The organism is Pseudoalteromonas umbrosa (assembly GCF_030125375.1).
GTDB lineage: Bacteria > Pseudomonadota > Gammaproteobacteria > Enterobacterales > Alteromonadaceae > Pseudoalteromonas > Pseudoalteromonas umbrosa.
Genome location: NZ_JASJUU010000008.1, coordinates 229,251 through 245,601 on the forward strand (window position 1 = coordinate 229,251; position 16,351 = coordinate 245,601).

General features: G+C 40.7%; 15 protein-coding genes. 4 read left to right on the forward strand and 11 right to left on the reverse strand.

Annotation, left to right across the window (positions count from 1 at the left end; all coding sequences use genetic code 11):
• Positions 1–157: 157 nt before the first annotated feature.
• The 6 genes from QNM16_RS22270 to QNM16_RS22295 all read right to left on the reverse strand — a co-directional run bounded on the left by QNM16_RS22270 (position 158) and on the right by QNM16_RS22295 (position 8,037).
• Positions 158–2,836: a DUF349 domain-containing protein gene (locus tag QNM16_RS22270; RefSeq protein WP_284022474.1), complete on the reverse strand. Its 2,679-nt coding sequence runs from the start codon at positions 2,834–2,836 to the stop codon at positions 158–160.
• Positions 2,826–3,107 carry a YeaC family protein gene (locus QNM16_RS22275; protein WP_063362201.1) on the reverse strand — a complete coding sequence of 94 codons (282 nt, stop codon included), beginning with the start codon at positions 3,105–3,107 and terminating at the stop codon, positions 2,826–2,828. Before QNM16_RS22275 ends, QNM16_RS22270 begins: the two co-directional genes overlap by 11 nt.
• 2 nt (positions 3,108–3,109) lie before the next feature.
• The gene (locus tag QNM16_RS22280; protein WP_284022475.1) at positions 3,110–3,436 is read right to left on the reverse strand and encodes a hypothetical protein; all 327 of its coding nucleotides are present in this window, start codon (positions 3,434–3,436) and stop codon (positions 3,110–3,112) included.
• Positions 3,437–3,508: 72 nt separating this feature from the next.
• Positions 3,509–5,221 carry an alanine/glycine:cation symporter family protein gene (locus QNM16_RS22285; protein WP_284022476.1) on the reverse strand — a complete coding sequence of 571 codons (1,713 nt, stop codon included), beginning with the start codon at positions 5,219–5,221 and terminating at the stop codon, positions 3,509–3,511.
• A 64-nt stretch (positions 5,222–5,285) separates the two neighbouring features.
• Positions 5,286–6,413: a M14 family metallopeptidase gene (locus QNM16_RS22290; protein ID WP_284022477.1), complete on the reverse strand. Its 1,128-nt coding sequence runs from the start codon at positions 6,411–6,413 to the stop codon at positions 5,286–5,288.
• Between the two features lie 181 nt (positions 6,414–6,594).
• A complete protein-coding gene (locus QNM16_RS22295; RefSeq protein WP_039607852.1) occupies positions 6,595–8,037 on the reverse strand; it encodes a glyceraldehyde-3-phosphate dehydrogenase in 1,443 nt (480 codons plus the stop codon).
• Positions 8,038–8,366: 329 nt separating this feature from the next.
• Between QNM16_RS22295 and QNM16_RS22300 the strand changes: the two genes are divergently transcribed.
• Positions 8,367–9,176 carry a DUF2989 domain-containing protein gene (locus QNM16_RS22300; RefSeq protein ID WP_284022478.1) on the forward strand — a complete coding sequence of 270 codons (810 nt, stop codon included), beginning with the start codon at positions 8,367–8,369 and terminating at the stop codon, positions 9,174–9,176.
• 13 nt (positions 9,177–9,189) lie between these two features.
• On the opposite strand, the gene QNM16_RS22305 is transcribed toward QNM16_RS22300, so the two are convergent.
• From QNM16_RS22305 to QNM16_RS22315, 3 genes are all read right to left on the reverse strand, one after another.
• Positions 9,190–9,732: an MlaC/ttg2D family ABC transporter substrate-binding protein gene (locus QNM16_RS22305; protein ID WP_417710538.1), complete on the reverse strand. Its 543-nt coding sequence runs from the start codon at positions 9,730–9,732 to the stop codon at positions 9,190–9,192.
• A 405-nt stretch (positions 9,733–10,137) separates the two neighbouring features.
• The gene (locus QNM16_RS22310; RefSeq protein WP_284022480.1) at positions 10,138–11,697 is read right to left on the reverse strand and encodes a putative bifunctional diguanylate cyclase/phosphodiesterase; all 1,560 of its coding nucleotides are present in this window, start codon (positions 11,695–11,697) and stop codon (positions 10,138–10,140) included.
• 131 nt (positions 11,698–11,828) lie between these two features.
• Positions 11,829–12,065: a YdcH family protein gene (locus QNM16_RS22315; protein ID WP_284022481.1), complete on the reverse strand. Its 237-nt coding sequence runs from the start codon at positions 12,063–12,065 to the stop codon at positions 11,829–11,831.
• Between the two features lie 354 nt (positions 12,066–12,419).
• Here QNM16_RS22315 and purM point away from each other — a divergent pair, with 354 nt between their 5' ends.
• From purM to QNM16_RS22330, 3 genes are read left to right on the forward strand one after another with little or no spacing between them, the layout of a single operon-like run.
• Complete coding sequence (gene purM, locus QNM16_RS22320) at positions 12,420–13,472, forward strand: phosphoribosylformylglycinamidine cyclo-ligase (protein ID WP_063362209.1); 1,053 nt, start codon at positions 12,420–12,422, stop codon at positions 13,470–13,472.
• Positions 13,472–14,116, forward strand: a complete 645-nt coding sequence (purN, locus tag QNM16_RS22325) for a phosphoribosylglycinamide formyltransferase (RefSeq protein WP_284022482.1) — start codon at positions 13,472–13,474, stop codon at positions 14,114–14,116. Before purM ends, purN begins: the two co-directional genes overlap by 1 nt.
• A complete protein-coding gene (locus QNM16_RS22330; RefSeq protein ID WP_284022483.1) occupies positions 14,064–14,825 on the forward strand; it encodes a DUF3108 domain-containing protein in 762 nt (253 codons plus the stop codon). The genes purN and QNM16_RS22330 overlap by 53 nt, the downstream gene beginning before the upstream one ends.
• Before the next feature lie 27 nt (positions 14,826–14,852).
• Here QNM16_RS22330 and QNM16_RS22335 read toward each other — a convergent pair whose 3' ends face one another.
• A complete protein-coding gene (locus QNM16_RS22335; protein WP_063367726.1) occupies positions 14,853–15,617 on the reverse strand; it encodes a class II glutamine amidotransferase in 765 nt (254 codons plus the stop codon).
• A gap of 367 nt (positions 15,618–15,984) precedes the next feature.
• Complete coding sequence (locus QNM16_RS22340) at positions 15,985–16,344, reverse strand: hypothetical protein (RefSeq protein ID WP_039607845.1); 360 nt, start codon at positions 16,342–16,344, stop codon at positions 15,985–15,987.
• Positions 16,345–16,351 lie beyond the last annotated feature (7 nt).

A 16,351-nucleotide genomic window follows, 5' to 3' on the forward strand; every position in this document is an offset into this window, starting at 1 on the left:
AAAGCCCGAGACTGATGAAAAAGGCGAGGTGCCTTTAATTGATAAAAACAAAACAAAGTAAAGTTTTGAGCAATCTACTTAAAATGATTGTGATTTTACACTCGATGTCAGTAACACGAGATAGAAAAGAAAAAGGCCCTTAACAGGGCCTTTAATATTATGCGTTTAACACATTTAAAATTCGGCTAGAATTGAAATCAATGCCTTCAATCTTCGCTTGTGCAAAATAGCTTACCAAATAAAAATCAAGCTTGTGAGATTCACCTTGAAGCTTCTCATCTAACAATGCAACCTGCTCCGCCATTCGAGTCTGCTGCTCATCTGCAGGAGATTCTACATTAGTTAAAATTTCAAGCCTAAGGAGTAACTGAGCAGCGCTGATATCCATGGTGTTTTTTCCTTGCCAACAAGCAGGGATCTCTTGGTTATTTTCAACTGCAGTGACAAGTTCTGAAAACTTTTCACGATTCAAGGTTGAAAAAAGCTCATTGAGTTTTACTTCAACCTGTTCAAGTAACGACTTTTTGATTTTGTTCAAACCACCTAGCACTTCCAGATTGCTGATCTGCTCTTGCAACTGAGTCAGCTCTGACTGTGTTTTAGCGTCAATAACCAAACTATCGAAATTGGCTAATTCCTGGCGTTGTTCTACTTCTAATGCCGCGTTTTCGCGCTTTTGCTGAGCAACAATTTCTTCGCGTTTAGCAAACACAGCATCGTTGTGTTGTCTAAATGACTGCCATAATAAATGTTCGTTTTTGCTACCCGCGAAACCGATACCTTGCCATTGCTTTTGCAACGATTTCAGTACCTCACATGCTTCAGCGACATTATCGCTATCAACTTGTGCTAATGCTTCATCAACCAGTTTCTGCTTTTGCTCAGCATTATTTTGATGATGCGCTTTTAAACGTCCATTCACTTTGCCATAAGCATCACGATACTGGCTATTTAAAGCCTGATAAGTTTGTGCATCTAAGCTACCTGCGCCTCTCCACAGCTTGTTGATTCGATTAAACTGACTTTCAAGCTTACGCCAACTACCCTCTTCCTCGACAGAGAAGTGCTCAAGTTCTTGCATTTGCGTGATGAGCTTTTCGCGATCAACGATCACCTGCTTGCGTGCCTCTTCCTGCTCTGCAAAGTATGCTCGACAAGGTGCAAATAGCAGCTCAATCTTTTCATCAAAGACCTTAGCTTGTTGTTTTTCTTCTTCACTTTCAATACGACCAAGTTCGTTCCAGCGTATACGAAGCATCTTAACATCAGACGCTCTTACCTTAGGATCAACGTCGGTTTCAGCAAGTTTTTCATCTAATTGCGCAAGCAATTCAGTGCGCTTTGGTGCTGAAGCATACTTTTGCCAATCTTTAAATTCAGCCAGTTGTGCTTGTAAGCCTTCGTACTGTTTACTTAATTGCTCTTTGTGTGATTCAGTTAACAACTCATAGTTTTCAGACAAACCATTAAAGACACCAAAGGCGATGTTGAAACGACCTTGCTCAATTAACCTTTGCACATCACGCGCTTTCTTGCGAGCTTCTTTTAGTAACTTTTGTTGCTGCTCAACCAAAGGCTTCATTGCATCCAAAAATACTTTAGACACTTCAGCAAGCTCGCTTTTCGCATTTTGCTTTAACTCGCTAGGCAAAGACTTTAATACGGCATTACATGCCTGATATGCAGACTTTTGCGTCGCTAGTAATTCGTCTAATTGTGCTAAATCATCACTCGCTTCGATTTGTTTCAGTTTCTCAAGTGTAACTTGAAACTCTTTCGTCGCTGCGATCATCTCAGGCAGTGTATTTAGTAATGTTTCTAGCTTGACCAAGCGCTGTAATAAACTTTTGACCTCTGTTTTGTATTCAGACTCATTCAGCATGCTTTGGAGTTGCTCAAATTGACTCTGAAGAGCCGCCTGTGATTCAACATCTAGCTTACTGACAGCCTCATTTAAAACGGCTTCAAAAGCATCTACCTTTTTCGCGTAGTCAGCGAGTGCTTGCTGCTTTTCTTCTTGCGCTTTTTTCGCAGCCAAATCTGCATCAAACTGAGCTTTGAGCTTTTCAATGTGAGCCGCCAACTTTTCGGTTAATACTTGATACTTACTTGACTGCACATTAAGAGTTTCTTCATCAAGCCACTTTAATTCAAGACTCTGCCACTGCTGACTCAATTCGTTAAATTGAGTATTAACCACTTGGTAGTCAAGCTTCTCTCTCAGAGCATTAAATTTCGCAAGTATCAATTTAACCTGCTCAGCAACTTGTTTTGGCATAACCTTTGCCAATCGTACCTGCTCAAGGTGTGAGTCCAATTGGCTTTTCGCATCACCTGTCGCGCTTTTCAGCACGGATTTGGTTAAGTCATATTGATACACGAGCTCCAGCAGTGCAACTTGCAGTGCTTCTTCACCCTCTTTGAACGCTTTTTCAATTAGGCGTGCATTTGCAATGCGCTTTAATAACTTGACTCTCTGAGTCTGTGCAATGTCTGAAAAAGCCAACTTTTCAAGTGTTTTTTGAGGTGCATATCTATCGATGTACTCTTCGCGGATATCATTACTTAACATCTGAGAACCAGATAATACCGCTTGGCTAATATGCTGTTCAGCAATATCTTTAAGTTCTTGATCTTGCTTGTAAACTTTCCACCATAGACCTAAGTCATCAATCTTGTTAAGGACTTTTTTTCTTATTTGAATTGAGTCGTCCTCTAGGGCTAGAGTTGTTAGCGCTTCGACATCCTTGGTTGTATCTAATTTATCCACCGCCGCTAAGCGCACCTGCGCCTTAGGGTGCTTCCATTTAGGTGTAAATAAGTGTTTAAAGATCATTTTCAGTGAACCTAGCTATTTCGTTTTCTGCTTTAAATTCTTGTTGCAATTCGCGTTTAGATTTTTGAACCATCTCACCGTCTTCATTTATCGTAAACTGCTCGTTAGATTTAGCGATTTTTGCCTGATACAACATGACGAGTTGAACGGTTTGCTCTTTTTGTGCTTCAGTTAATTCAGTGCCATCAGGCCAACGACCTGTAGAGGCACCATACTGCAAGCGTTCGAATACTTCTGGGGTAATGCTACTTACCAAATTATCTACATTCATCGTCACTTTTTCTTTTTCAAAATAACCAATATCACGCGATTAATCAGGTACCAGACCATGCCGATACCAATAGCGGATTTTGCAGCATACATTTCAATGCTGCCTTCAACTGGGTGGTGCCAGTAAAGATATAAAAAACCACCCAAAAATAAAATTAAGGCCAGAAACGAGTAATTCATAATACTCTGCTGTTTCTTTATACGGTTTTTGACCGCAATTCGACGTAATTCATCATCACTTATTTCTCCAATTTCAACATCGCAATGAGGACAAACCGTGTGCTTTGATGAAATTGATTTACTACAACTCGGGCATTGGGCTATTGCCATACTTACGTTACTCCGAATAAAAAATAAGGCGCCATATGGCGCCCTATTCTACTTGTTTTGAGCTACTTTGTCTTACTGGATATCGCGAGATTTTTCTATTTTATCGTTATCTAACGCTTGACCTTTTCCATTTTCGAACTTTTCCCAATAGTCATCGACGGTTTCTTTCATTTCTTTTCTCAAAACCATGATGCCGAACAGGTTGGGTAAAGTCATCACAACAATACCTACTGCAGCCAACTTCCACACTAACGTTGTGTCTGCAAATGATGCCCAAAAGAAACCAGCAACGTAAAAGACACGATATGGCATAACAGAACGCGGGCCTAAAAGATAAGTCATCGCTCGGTCACCATAGTATGACCAAGCAATCGCAGTAGAGAAAGCAAATAACAACAAACCAATAGAAACGATATATTGACCACTATCGCCAAAATAGCCTCGTGTAAACGCCTTGGTTGTCAGCTCTGCGGAGTGCACCAATGATTTACCTTGAACAGATATGCTCGGATCAGCAGGAATACCACTTTCAATTTCAACTGTGCCCGTATATTGATGTTTATCTGTGATACCAAAGCGTATGTCTTCACCGATAGAACGCGAGTGGATCACTGTAAAGTCTTTATTGACTGCAATACCTTGTACCACTTGAATAGATCCACTGTATTCTTCTACTTGATGGTCAGAGTAGCCATTCAAGTACTTATATAACTCAGTTCGATCTGCTTCATTGGCCTCATCATAATTCCCTTTTATAAAGGTCATTGAAGAACGCTCAAATTCAGTTTCAAACTTTTCAGTCCAAACACCTGAAGATAGAATAACCAAGCCGGTTAAAGTACAAATTATAATAGTGTCGATGAAAGGCTCTAAAATAGACACCATACCTTCGGATACAGGTTCATCTGCTTTTGCTGATGCGTGCGCTATTGGCGCAGAACCTTGACCTGCCTCATTAGAGAATAAGCCACGATTTACACCACGGTTAAATGCGTATGCAAACGATGCGCCTAAGAAGCCACCAGCAGCCGCTGAACCAGAAAATGCATTAGTAAAAACAGACGCGAAAGATGGACCTATATTTTCAATATTATAAAAAATAACCGCAAAAGCACCCAAAATATAAACTGCAGCCATGATAGGCACTACTTTAGACGTGATCGCTGCGATGCGCTTAATACCACCTAAAATAACCAACGCCAGTAAAATAGATAACACTGCACCTGTGGCCATTCTTTCAAAACCAAAAGTTGCTTCCATACCTACGGCAATGTTGTTGATCTGAGGTAAGCTACCAGTACCGAACGAGCTGATAACAGTTGCAATTGCGAATAACACGGCCAGCCACTTCATATTTAGGCGTCTATCCATGTAGTACATTGGACCACCAGCCATAGTGCCATCTTCAGTTTTTACACGGTATTTATGAGACAATGTGACTTCCACAAATTTGGTCGTCATACCAAAAAATGCGGTCATCCACATCCAAAATAATGCAGCTGGGCCACCGATCGAAATGGCCAATGCTACACCGCCGATATTACCTGTACCGACCGTGCCTGACAGTGCTGTTGATAGAGCTTGGAAGTGGGTCGTATCACCTTCATGAGACTGTTTATCATACTTACCCGTTACTACTCGACAAGCATGTTTAAAATAGCGAATTTGTGGGAACTTTAAATATACTGTGAAAAAGAAACCCACCCCTAACAATACATAAGGAAACCACCAAGAGCCTCCTAGCATGGCATCTAAGCTATCAAGAAAACTTCCTAATACGTCCACGACTTATCCTCTTTTAATTGTTGTTATATAAAAAAGGCAACCTCATAGGCTGCCTTAATTTTGATTATCTTAAGCTATCAACAACTTTGACTATTGCAGATAACGTATCTTGGCCAAACTGATAAGAGCGTCTGTCTGACCAGCCATAGTATGGATCTGGTAGATCTGCATTATCTTTAAATGGCATCTCAATTGTGTAAGACAGAGCCTTAAACTCTTCACCAACTGCACAGGAAGCGACTGTTAAGTTTGCCTGACCCGGCTCATCTTTTGGATAGCCATACACATCTTGGAAATCTGGTGTAATTGCAAGTAATGCATCTTTAAACTGTGTTTCCAAGCTTTCTAGTCGCGCATCATAACTTGGGATCCCTTCGCTCCCAGCTACAAAGTTATATGGTAACGCCTCATCACCATGAATATCTAAATACATATCTAGGCCAACCTTGCGCATTTTCTCAAGTACATAATAAACTTCTGGAGAATTCTCAATGCTTGGTGTCTGCCACTCACGGTTTAAGTTAACGCCGTTTGCATTCGTTCTTAAATGACCACGCACACTACCGTCTGGATTCATGTTTGGCACGATATAAAATACCGATTTTGACAACAATGCTGCTGCATGAGGATCTTCATCATCTAATAGCTTGTTCAGTAAGCCCTCAACAAACCACTCAGCCATGGTTTCTCCTGGGTGCTGTCTTGCCGTGATCCAAACCTTTTTCTTGCTTTCACTTGGCTCACCCACTACCAGTAAACTGATATCTCTGCCATCAATGGTTTCGCCAAGTGTTTCAATTTGACATGCATCATGACTTTGAGCCCAGTACAATAAGTCCAAGTGACGCTCATAACTGTATGGTGCAAAGTATGCGAAGAAGGTATGACTATACTCAGGTTCAAAATCGATAACTAACTGACCATCTTTGTAAGTCGTTGCTACTCTAAACCAATTTTGTCTGTCGTATGATGCAACCGCTTGGTAATCATCCCACCCTTCAGGGTATGCAGATGCTTTTAAATTATTAATATGTAATTTATGTTCTACAAAAGGAGTCGACTCTAGACGGAAGTGAAACCACTGAAAAAAGTCTGAGTTGTTGTCTTTGTTGATTTCAAGTTGAATATCGTGAGGCTGCTGTGCCGAAATTACCTTGATATTACCACTGTCAAAATTACTAGAAATTCTCATATGTACCCTAAAATTTATGGCAAGATTCTTGCCCTAATATTGCGTTTTTTACGCTAACTAATGAATTGTTATTCATGTTAGCCAGATGTAGCTAAAAACATTGATGAGCCTACCACACATCACGCAGATCAAAAACTAAAAAAGCCAGCAAATGCTGGCTTTTTTCATCGTAAAAGCGAAATTATGGCAAGCTTGGGAAAGCAACTTCTGCCATATCACGCATTACGCGTACTACCTGGCAGCTGTAGCCAAACTCATTGTCATACCAAACGTATAGTACTACACGGTCACCATCTACGATTGTTGCTTGAGAATCAACAACACCTGCATAGCGGCTACCTACTAAGTCGGTTGATACAATTTCAGTAGATGCTGTGTAGTCAATCTGATCGCGAAGATCAGAATACAATGATGTTTCACGTAAGAACTCATTTAACTCTTCTGCTGTCGTTTCTGCGTTCAAGTTTAAGTTCAAAATTGCCATTGAAACATTTGGTGTTGGAACACGGATTGCGTTACCAGTTAACTTACCAGCTAGCTCAGGTAAAGCCTTAGCAACCGCTTTAGCCGCACCCGTTGAGGTGATAACCATGTTTAGTGCAGCACTACGACCACGACGCTCTGCTTTATGATAGTTATCAATTAAGTTTTGGTCATTTGTGTAAGAGTGAACAGTTTCAACATGACCATTCTTAATACCAAACTTATCATTTAATGCTTTAAGTACTGGCGTGATAGCATTTGTTGTACAGCTTGCTGCTGATACAATTTTATCTTCGTTAAGAATATCAAGGTTGTTTACACCGTAAACGATGTTCTTGATGTCACCCTTAGCAGGCGCAGTAAGTAGCACTTTTGACGCACCTTTAGATGCTAGGTGCTTGCCTAGACCGTCTTCATCTTTCCATACACCTGTGTTATCCACAACAAGTGCGTTTTCAATGCCGTACTTAGTGTAATCTACTTCTTCTGGTGAGTTCGCGTAAATCACCTGAATGTAGTTACCATTTGCTTTGATTGCGCCCTTCTCATGGTCAACAGTGATTGAACCATCAAATGGACCATGGATAGAATCACGACGCAATAAACTTGCACGCTTCTCAAGGTCGCCATCACGGCCACCACGCACAACAATTGCACGTAAACGTAAATCAGCGTGAGAGCCGCCGCGCTCGATAAGCAGGCGCGCTAATAAACGTCCAATACGACCAAAACCATATAATACAACATCACGCGGTTCTGGGCCTGTGCCTTTATTTAATAAGTCAGCAAGCTCGCCATTTAAATACTCTTCGATAGAGCGGCCTTCACCTGCATTTTTGTAAATGTATGCATAAGCTAACTTACCTAAATCGATACGACCAGGTGCAAGCTCCATTTTGCTGATAGCTTCAAGGAAAGGGAAGCTTTCACGAAGACGCAATTTTGTCTCTTCAAAACGTGCTACTGTTTTATGTGCTTTGATTACGTCAATTGTGCTTGTGTTAACAAGTGGACGGCCATAAACAGCAATTTCAACACCTAAGTTACGGTATAAGCGACCAATAATAGGTTGCATATTTTCAGCGTAGTCTTGGCGTTCTTGCCAGCTATTTTGATATTCTTGCTCGTGAGATAAGGTCATTTTTTCTGCCTAATAAACAATTTTTTGAACGGATAGCCCTATTGGGCACCGCCATTCTAATTTAATCTGCAATTATTCTCCACTCTTAGCCATACATTTCCTTTTGTTTTCGTAACGGGAACAATGAAAAGACAGAAAAATGTCTTATTTTTTCCCTTTATTGAAGAAAATATGCGTATACCTTATTTCTAATATCAGACTAAACTAGGTAAATAGTAGTAAAAGGGCAGCCCTTCTATCAAAGTTACTCGCGTTAAACGCATTGGGGCTGTTTCGAAAGGAGCAAAAGTGGTATGTTGTGCGCGATTAAATATTACGTAGGATAAACAATGGCTAATAAGTGGATGCTAGCCATCGTTAGCGCTTCTTTATTAACATTATTAAGTGGATGTGAAGAACCGTTGACATTGGCAAAGGTGTGTGAGGAAACCCCTGGTTTTTGCAATGATTTGAACAAAGATAGTCATTGTAAAGAGGAAAGAGCATCTGTGATCATCGGTCGTTATGTTGAGTACAAAGATCCAACAGACGAAAATAAATACCAACTTTTAAAGCAGTTCGAAAGTTATAATTCATGTGTTTCCCTTGCAGCACAAATTGAACATATCAAACTAAAAGAAAAGACGACGTCTCGCGTTGAAGGCCACCTTACTAGCCTTAAAGAAATGAACCGCATATATCAAGATACCAAACAAACCTCTCACCCAGGTTTGCTTTATTATCATTGGTCTCGAAACAATAGCCAGTATGCAATGAATAAATTGCTGCGCCAAGAAGATGAGCCTTATGTGCGCCAAAGCCAAGAGATCCAAATGTTTTTGGCAACTTACTATGCCAAATTCGATGATGACAAAACTATCGACTTTCTCTATCGCGTACTGGAACTAAATCAAGCTGGTGAAACACCCGATTTAGAGGTGTATAAAGCCCTTGTGAGTATTTTTTATAAACAGAAAAAATATAAACATGCATATACATTCGCGCGTATAGCACAGCTATCGGGATTTGAAGAGATTGATATTATTGACATCGAACATGAGCTGACATCACGGGGGAGAAGTATAGGTGTACTTAATCAGCTTGCATCAAAAACCCGCGAAGAAATAGAAACAGGTCAATTTCTATCTCCTCGAGGTTAACAAAAAGCTTTTACTAAACTTTTTTGTTTAGTTCAGCGGTCACTTGAGCTAGCCCAACTTGCGAAATGCGCGAAACAATTTCTTTTTGTTTTGCGCTAAGCAAAGAGATGCCTTCAGCTACTAAGTCATAAACCTTCCATTTACCGTCTTTGCCTTTACGAAACTTAAAATGTAAGTCGATATCTGGTCCTGAGTTTTCTTTAATTACAGCTTTGACTGTCGCATATTTGCTGTCTTGTGGTACAGGGGCTTTCTCGAAAACAACTTCTTGCCCCTTATACTGCATCAGTGCACTTGCATATGTCACTTCTAGGTAATGTGTCACTGCATTAATAAATTCTATGGCCTCTTGACGTTTAAGCCCTTTGATGTGTTTTCCAAGTAACTTTCTTGATACAAAACGCGTATCTATATGCGGCATTAATTGTGCCTTGACGATACCGCGCATTTCCTGTGATGTTGCCTTGCCTCCTGCATTGACCTTTTTAATGTCCGCAAAGAGCCCCTCTCCAACTTGATTTATCAATTGATAAGGCGTCTCATTGGCCATAGCCATCGTTGAGCAAACAAGTAATAATAAAAAGCTGATGACTTTTTTCAATTTATATTCCTCTAAAAATGTTCTCGCCCCACATGGCTCAAATGTGAAAGCATGTTTAATTATTCAACCACCGCCTACAGACTTGAATATACGAAGCCATATATTACGGTTTTATGATCGCAAAAGTTGTCAAAAATTGTATGGGATTTTACAGAATGATACATTCTCCCAAACAGAATGGACCGGACGACTCCTAAATCCTATTCAGATTCGCATGCGAAGCTTTCCGCAACCTTACCGTTTATGTATTTTTTGATTGATTCAACTAATTGGAGGTCTAAATGGACGCGCCTCTGACAACTACCTTTGCTTTTTCCCCTTAGCAAAGTAAAAAGGCGCGTGACTATATAGTGTGAAACCTTAATACTTCCTTAACGCAGTTTGCACTAGTCCGTTACTGGATATCCATCGCTTGATTTCGCCCAAAGATAGCGGCTCACTGATGTTATAACCTTGTATGTATTTACAACCTTGCTTCGCTAAGTAATGTGTTGTTTCATCATTTTCTACGCCTTCGGCAACCACTGAGCAACCCAATCGCTTGGCAAGAAATAATGTGGTCTCAATAATGGCTCTGTCTTTATCTTGAGATAAGCACTGCGTGACAAAAGATTTATCAATTTTGATTTGCGATATAGGCAGCTCTTTAAGAATAGAAAATGAAGAAAAACCAGTACCAAAATCGTCAATGCTCACTGCGAACCCCATTTCAATGAGCTGCTCTATCAAGGCTTTAGTCTGCTCTACATCTGTCATTACCATGCTTTCCGTGAGCTCAAAAATAATACGACTGGGGTCAACATTTTTACTGCTTATCTGGCTATTCAAAACATTAATTAAGTTTTTCCCCAGTAAATCTTGGCAAGATAAATTAATATGAACCGTGAGTTGTTGATTTAGCTTCAATAACATACCCAAGTCACTGAACACGGTATTGATCACATAAGCACTCAAATACTTGATCATATTATTCTTTTCAGCGATCGGGATGAATCGTTCGGGCATGATAAAATTACCGTCCTCTGATGGCCACCTAACTAAGGCTTCTACGCCATGTACTTTCGACGTTTGGGTATCCACAATGGGTTGGTAAAACACCATTAAGTCACCACGAGCTAATGCCCCCTTAAAGTCGTTTAGCATATGAAACTCAGATACAACACCTTGATGTAAGGCTTTATCAAATAACACTAAACTTTGCTTACTTCTTTTGGCCGCGTACATGGCAATATCTGCACGCTTGAGTAACTCTGGGGCTGAAATATCTTCGCGGGGTATGCTCAATATTGCTCCTGAACTATAAATGACGTCTACTGCCGTTTGTTCAACTACTAATCCGTTGTGCAATGCACTTAAAATCGCATTATTTTGAGCAAATAACGCAGCCTCATTTCTTGCCTCACTCACAACAGCAAACTCATCTCCCCCAATTCTAAACAGTTCACTGCCTGGTAAAAGACTATTTGAAATCGCTTCTGAAAAACCGATGAGTAATTGGTCGCCAAAAAAATGCCCCATTGCATCATTGATCTGCTTTAAATTGTATAGGTCGAATATCACCACTGCGAAGTCAATTTTTTGCTGTTTTCTTTGTTCAATACACGCAAAACATTGAGGGCGATTTTGAAGCTTAGTAAGATGGTCATGCTGCGCATTATATTTTTCTAAATCTAAAGAGGCCTGTAGGCGTACTAGACTGCTTTTACCTAAGTGAACAACCACGATGACAAACAAACCGCCTAATGCGAGTATCATAGATAGCGCCAAAACAACTTGTGAGCGATCGACATTCAAATAAACGTATGCTGCGAAACTTGCATAACCAAAAGTGAATATGCAAATCAAAGACAGAAGTAACCACCACCCTTTAGATTGTGCAATACCACATATCTCTACCGCGGGCCTGACTGATAACAACAAAAAGATCAGTCCCATCAGTATTAAGCAAAGACTTAAGGTTTCCAAAAAAGCAGCCTATCAACAAAACCTGTCGTTATTATAGTTCAGTATTCATACTCTGCGTGGCAAACTGCACTGATTTAACAGAGAATTTACTCAGCATGTTTAAGGCGCATATACAGCCTGTCTTTAAGTGTTAAGCATCGAACTCTTAACTCCTTTAATGCCACTTCATCTTGAATTACCTGACTTTTTTCACACATCTCAATTTGTTGCTCAAGTGCATAATAATCAGCTAAAAGTCTTGCAAACTCTGCATCTGTTACCTTTCGCTCAATGATTTTAGCTTTAAACTCGGGTAACTCTTTTATCAAGCTGCAACTTTTCATACACATGTTTAGCCCCCGCTCAGTTCAATCTATTAAAAGATGTCATGTTTTTCCCTTGACTAACTTGGGTCCCCGCATCACTTATTACCCGTTTACAGGCCAATTCATTTCATATCGCGTCATGCCGTATCTAAAATACTATGCGCATGCATAAACGGGGCTTTGATCTATCGCAACATAGTAACCGCTTAACATATTGAAAATTAAAGTTAACCGATATTTTTAGAACGCTTGAAGATGAGTAATCTCGTGGCCTTTGTTTTGGCGACTTAATTCAACTAGCCGCTTGCGCGCAATTGTTGTAAAATACGCGCGTTTCTAAGCAAATCTATACTGTTATTTTGAGGAAAACCTGTGAGCGAACAAAAACAGTCTCTGAGCTACAAAGACGCAGGCGTTGATATTGATGCGGGTAACGCATTAGTTGAGCGCATTAAAGGCGTAGTGAAAAAAACACGTCGTCCAGAAGTTATGGGCGGCATCGGTGGTTTCGGTGCACTATGCGAACTTCCAACTGGTTACAAAGAGCCTGTGTTAGTTGCTGGTACTGACGGTGTGGGCACAAAACTTCGTTTAGCCATTGACCTTAAAAAACACGACACGGTAGGTATCGACCTTGTCGCAATGTGTGTAAATGACCTAATCGTACAAGGCGCAGAGCCGCTTTTCTTCCTAGACTATTATGCGACTGGCAAGCTAGATGTTGATACAGCTGCTGATGTAGTAAGCGGTATCGGTAAAGGTTGTGAGCTTTCTGGCTGTGCCTTAATCGGCGGCGAAACGGCTGAAATGCCAGGCATGTACGAGGGCGATGATTATGACATGGCAGGCTTTTGTACCGGTGTTGTTGAAAAGTCAAAGATCATCGATGGTACTAAAGTAAAAGCAGGCGACCAACTTATCGCGCTTGCTTCAAGCGGACCTCATTCAAACGGCTACTCTTTAATTCGCAAAGTGTTAGAAGTGTCTGGTGCTGATACAAACGAAGAATATGCGGGTAAACCCCTAGGCGAACATTTACTTGAGCCTACTCGCATCTACGTTAAGCCAATCCTTGAATTATTGAAAGATGTTGATGTACACGCACTATCACACATCACTGGTGGTGGTTTCTGGGAAAACATCCCGCGTGTCCTTCCTGAGTCTGCAAAAGCAGTTGTCAAAGGCGATAGCTGGGAATGGCCTGCTATTTTCAATTGGCTTCAAGAGAATGGCAATATCAGCACACATGAAATGTACCGCACATTCAACTGTGGTGTAGGCATGATATTAGTTGTGCCGGCTGATAAGCTAGCACAAAGCTTGGAAATTTTGACAGCTCAAGGCGAAAACGCTTGGCATATTGGTGAAATCCAAGATGCTGTTGAAGGTGAAGAGCAGGTTGAAATCTTAGGCGGTGCCCAGTAATGGCACCCTCTCGGATCGTTGTTTTGATCTCCGGCAGTGGCTCTAATTTACAAGCAATTATTGACCATTGCCAATCAGGTGATATTAATGGCGAAATCGTCAATGTCATCAGTAATAAAGCGGACGCTTTTGGTCTTGTTCGAGCTGAGCAAGCAGGGATCAATACACATGTTTTAAGCCACAAAGACTTTGATAGTCGAGAGGCTTATGACGAGCAACTAGCAAAATTAATTGACTCTTGTAATCCAGATTTAGTTGTATTGGCTGGATTTATGCGTATTCTAACTCCTGACTTAGTGCAAAAATTTAAAGGGAAAATGTTGAACATTCACCCATCTTTGTTGCCTAAGTATCAAGGGCTGAACACCCACCAAAGAGCAATTGACGCAAATGATGCGTACCATGGCGCTAGTGTTCACTTCGTAACAGAAGAACTAGACGGTGGTCCTGTGATTGTCCAAGCAAAAGTTGCTATTTTGCCAGAGGACACAGCAGAGACACTAGCGAAGCGGGTACATGAACAAGAACATGTCATTTATCCTTTGGTGGTCAAGTGGTTCAGTGAACACAGACTAACAATGGAAGCAGACTATGCAGTTTTTGATAAACAACCCCTTCCAGCGCAAGGCGTCGATTACAGCTAAAATTAAAATCCACAGCGCTTTGCTTTTTGGCTTAAGCGCTGTTTTCTCTTCTTCCCTTCATGCTTCTACGCTCACCGAATACACAGCCGAGTACAATGTACTTAGAAAAGGGAAAATTCATGGCACCGCAACCAGAGAGTTTCTACAAGTTGCAGAGAATACTTACGCACTGAGCTATGAGACTGATGTGAAGTGGATGATCTTCACAGAAAAACGTACTGAGCAAAGCCTGTTTAAGTTTGAAGATGGGCAAACAAAACCGCTGCACTATAGCTTAAGCCGAGAAGGTACAAGACCAGACAAAAGCTTTAAGATTAAGTTTGATAGAGAAAACAAACAGTTATTTTCCAAAGCGCAAGAATATCCGTTAAAAGTTGATTGGGATGAATCCCGACAAGATGTACTTTCTTACCAAAACCAACTTCGAAATGAGCTAAAGCAAGGAAAAACACAGTTTAGTTATCCGATCATCGACAAAAATGGAAATATACGTATGTATAATTTTAAAGTCGTTGGGGAAGAAACCATCACCTTACCAATCGGTAATGTCAAAACAGTCAAAGTTAAACGTCTATACGATAATAATAAACGCCATGCACTTGCTTGGTTTGCGCCAGAATATGATTACATGCTGGTACAAATGCTTAAAGGAAAAGATGGTGTTGAGCAGTTTCAAATTCAAATGACGGCACAAACAGTTAAAAAGTAAATAAAAACAGGTGCATAAGCACCTGTTTTACATCTTTTCCCCGAGCTTAAATAGCACCGATTCACCCGGCTCCATCTTGGTCCACTGCTCATCATTGGTCAATGGACGAGTCGCTATCACAGAAACGATGTCATTAGGTGTCGTTTCTTTTTGAAAGTCCACCACCATATCGGCATCAATCAAAGTCGCTTTACCAAACGGCGCTCTGCGCGTTATCCAATGCAAATTATTACTGCAGTACGCCAATACAAATACGCCATCAGTCAGCAACATATTAAATACGCCTTTCTCTCTAAGCTGATCGGCTAATTTTGCCGCATAGCGAAATACCGTTGCCATATTGGATGGCTTTTTTGGGTACTTTTCTCGGATCTTATCTAAGATCCAACAAAAAGCGAGTTCGCTGTCTGTATTGCCTACTGGTTTATAATATTCAGGCTTTAAGTCTTTATAATTAGACAACTGACCATTGTGTGCATAAGAGATTTCCCTACCCCACAACTCACGTGTAAAAGGATGTGTATTCTCCAAACACGTCCGGCCCCGGTTCCCCTGCCTTATATGACTTATCACCGACACACTCTTAATGGGATACGCTTTAACTAGCTTGGCAATTTCGGACTGGCAACTCGGCTCAGGATCTTTAAACGTTCTACACCCTTTGCCTTCATAAAAGGTGATCCCCCACCCATCTTTATGAGGACCTGTATTCCCCCCGCGCTCTAATAGCCCGGAAAAACTAAAACAAATATCTGTCGGCACGTTCGCTGACATCCCCAATAGCTCACACATTTTCTGGCCTTATCTAACACTATTTATGAGCTAACTTCTAACAACATGTTTGGCTGTAAAACACACCCTAGCCGCTAAATCAACTATATGGTTGCTCTTAAATAAAAAATCAAACTGAGGTGATTATGGCTAATTTTTTACTTTGAAACAATCTGAAGTGACGCTTAATTAGCTACACGCAATATAGAAAAGATCCTAATAGATGCATAGGATTAGAAATTATCCAGTTACTGGGGAAACACCACCAGACTTTGTCAATGGATGAGCGACTCATACAACATAAAACAGAAATGTTAGGTATGTATAAACGATACATACCTAACAACATTTATTCGACAGAGTCATATTCTCAATATGCTGGACTATTTTACCCACCGCACTTGTTGAATTCTTCAGACGCTTTGTCATACACAGTACAAAAGTCTTCACTGCCATTACTAGCTTTAATTTGCTGTCCGTCAAATAATGCGGTTATCACTTTTGACTCGGTAATGGTTAAGCGTTTATTGCGGCACGACTTGACGGCCATTTCTCCACATTCTGCTGCTGTAGCGGCTTCTTTAAATTTAGAGCAGCGCTGCTTGCCCTTACACTTTTTATAACTGATTTTTTCTTTACCCGGACATGCGGTTCTGAGGTACTTGATTTCACATGTTCCGGCCTTTACTTCCACTGGCATGGCACTTAAAACCAGTGATACAGCCCCAATTGCTAAAAGTAGTTTCATTTTCATC

Coding starts and splice junctions, on each gene's coding strand:
- QNM16_RS22305 (WP_417710538.1), bottom strand. CDS start 9,732: ATGGCTATGGCCAATGAGACGCCTTATCAATTGATAAATCAAGTTGGA.
- QNM16_RS22290 (WP_284022477.1), bottom strand. CDS start 6,413: ATGAGAATTTCTAGTAATTTTGACAGTGGTAATATCAAGGTAATTTCG.
- QNM16_RS22335 (WP_063367726.1), bottom strand. CDS start 15,617: ATGTGTGAGCTATTGGGGATGTCAGCGAACGTGCCGACAGATATTTGT.
- QNM16_RS22270 (WP_284022474.1), bottom strand. CDS start 2,836: ATGATCTTTAAACACTTATTTACACCTAAATGGAAGCACCCTAAGGCG.
- purN (WP_284022482.1), top strand. CDS start 13,472: ATGGCACCCTCTCGGATCGTTGTTTTGATCTCCGGCAGTGGCTCTAAT.
- QNM16_RS22280 (WP_284022475.1), bottom strand. CDS start 3,436: ATGGCAATAGCCCAATGCCCGAGTTGTAGTAAATCAATTTCATCAAAG.
- QNM16_RS22330 (WP_284022483.1), top strand. CDS start 14,064: ATGCAGTTTTTGATAAACAACCCCTTCCAGCGCAAGGCGTCGATTACA.
- QNM16_RS22295 (WP_039607852.1), bottom strand. CDS start 8,037: ATGACCTTATCTCACGAGCAAGAATATCAAAATAGCTGGCAAGAACGC.
- QNM16_RS22300 (WP_284022478.1), top strand. CDS start 8,367: ATGGCTAATAAGTGGATGCTAGCCATCGTTAGCGCTTCTTTATTAACA.
- QNM16_RS22340 (WP_039607845.1), bottom strand. CDS start 16,344: ATGAAACTACTTTTAGCAATTGGGGCTGTATCACTGGTTTTAAGTGCC.
- QNM16_RS22315 (WP_284022481.1), bottom strand. CDS start 12,065: ATGAAAAGTTGCAGCTTGATAAAAGAGTTACCCGAGTTTAAAGCTAAA.
- QNM16_RS22275 (WP_063362201.1), bottom strand. CDS start 3,107: ATGAATGTAGATAATTTGGTAAGTAGCATTACCCCAGAAGTATTCGAA.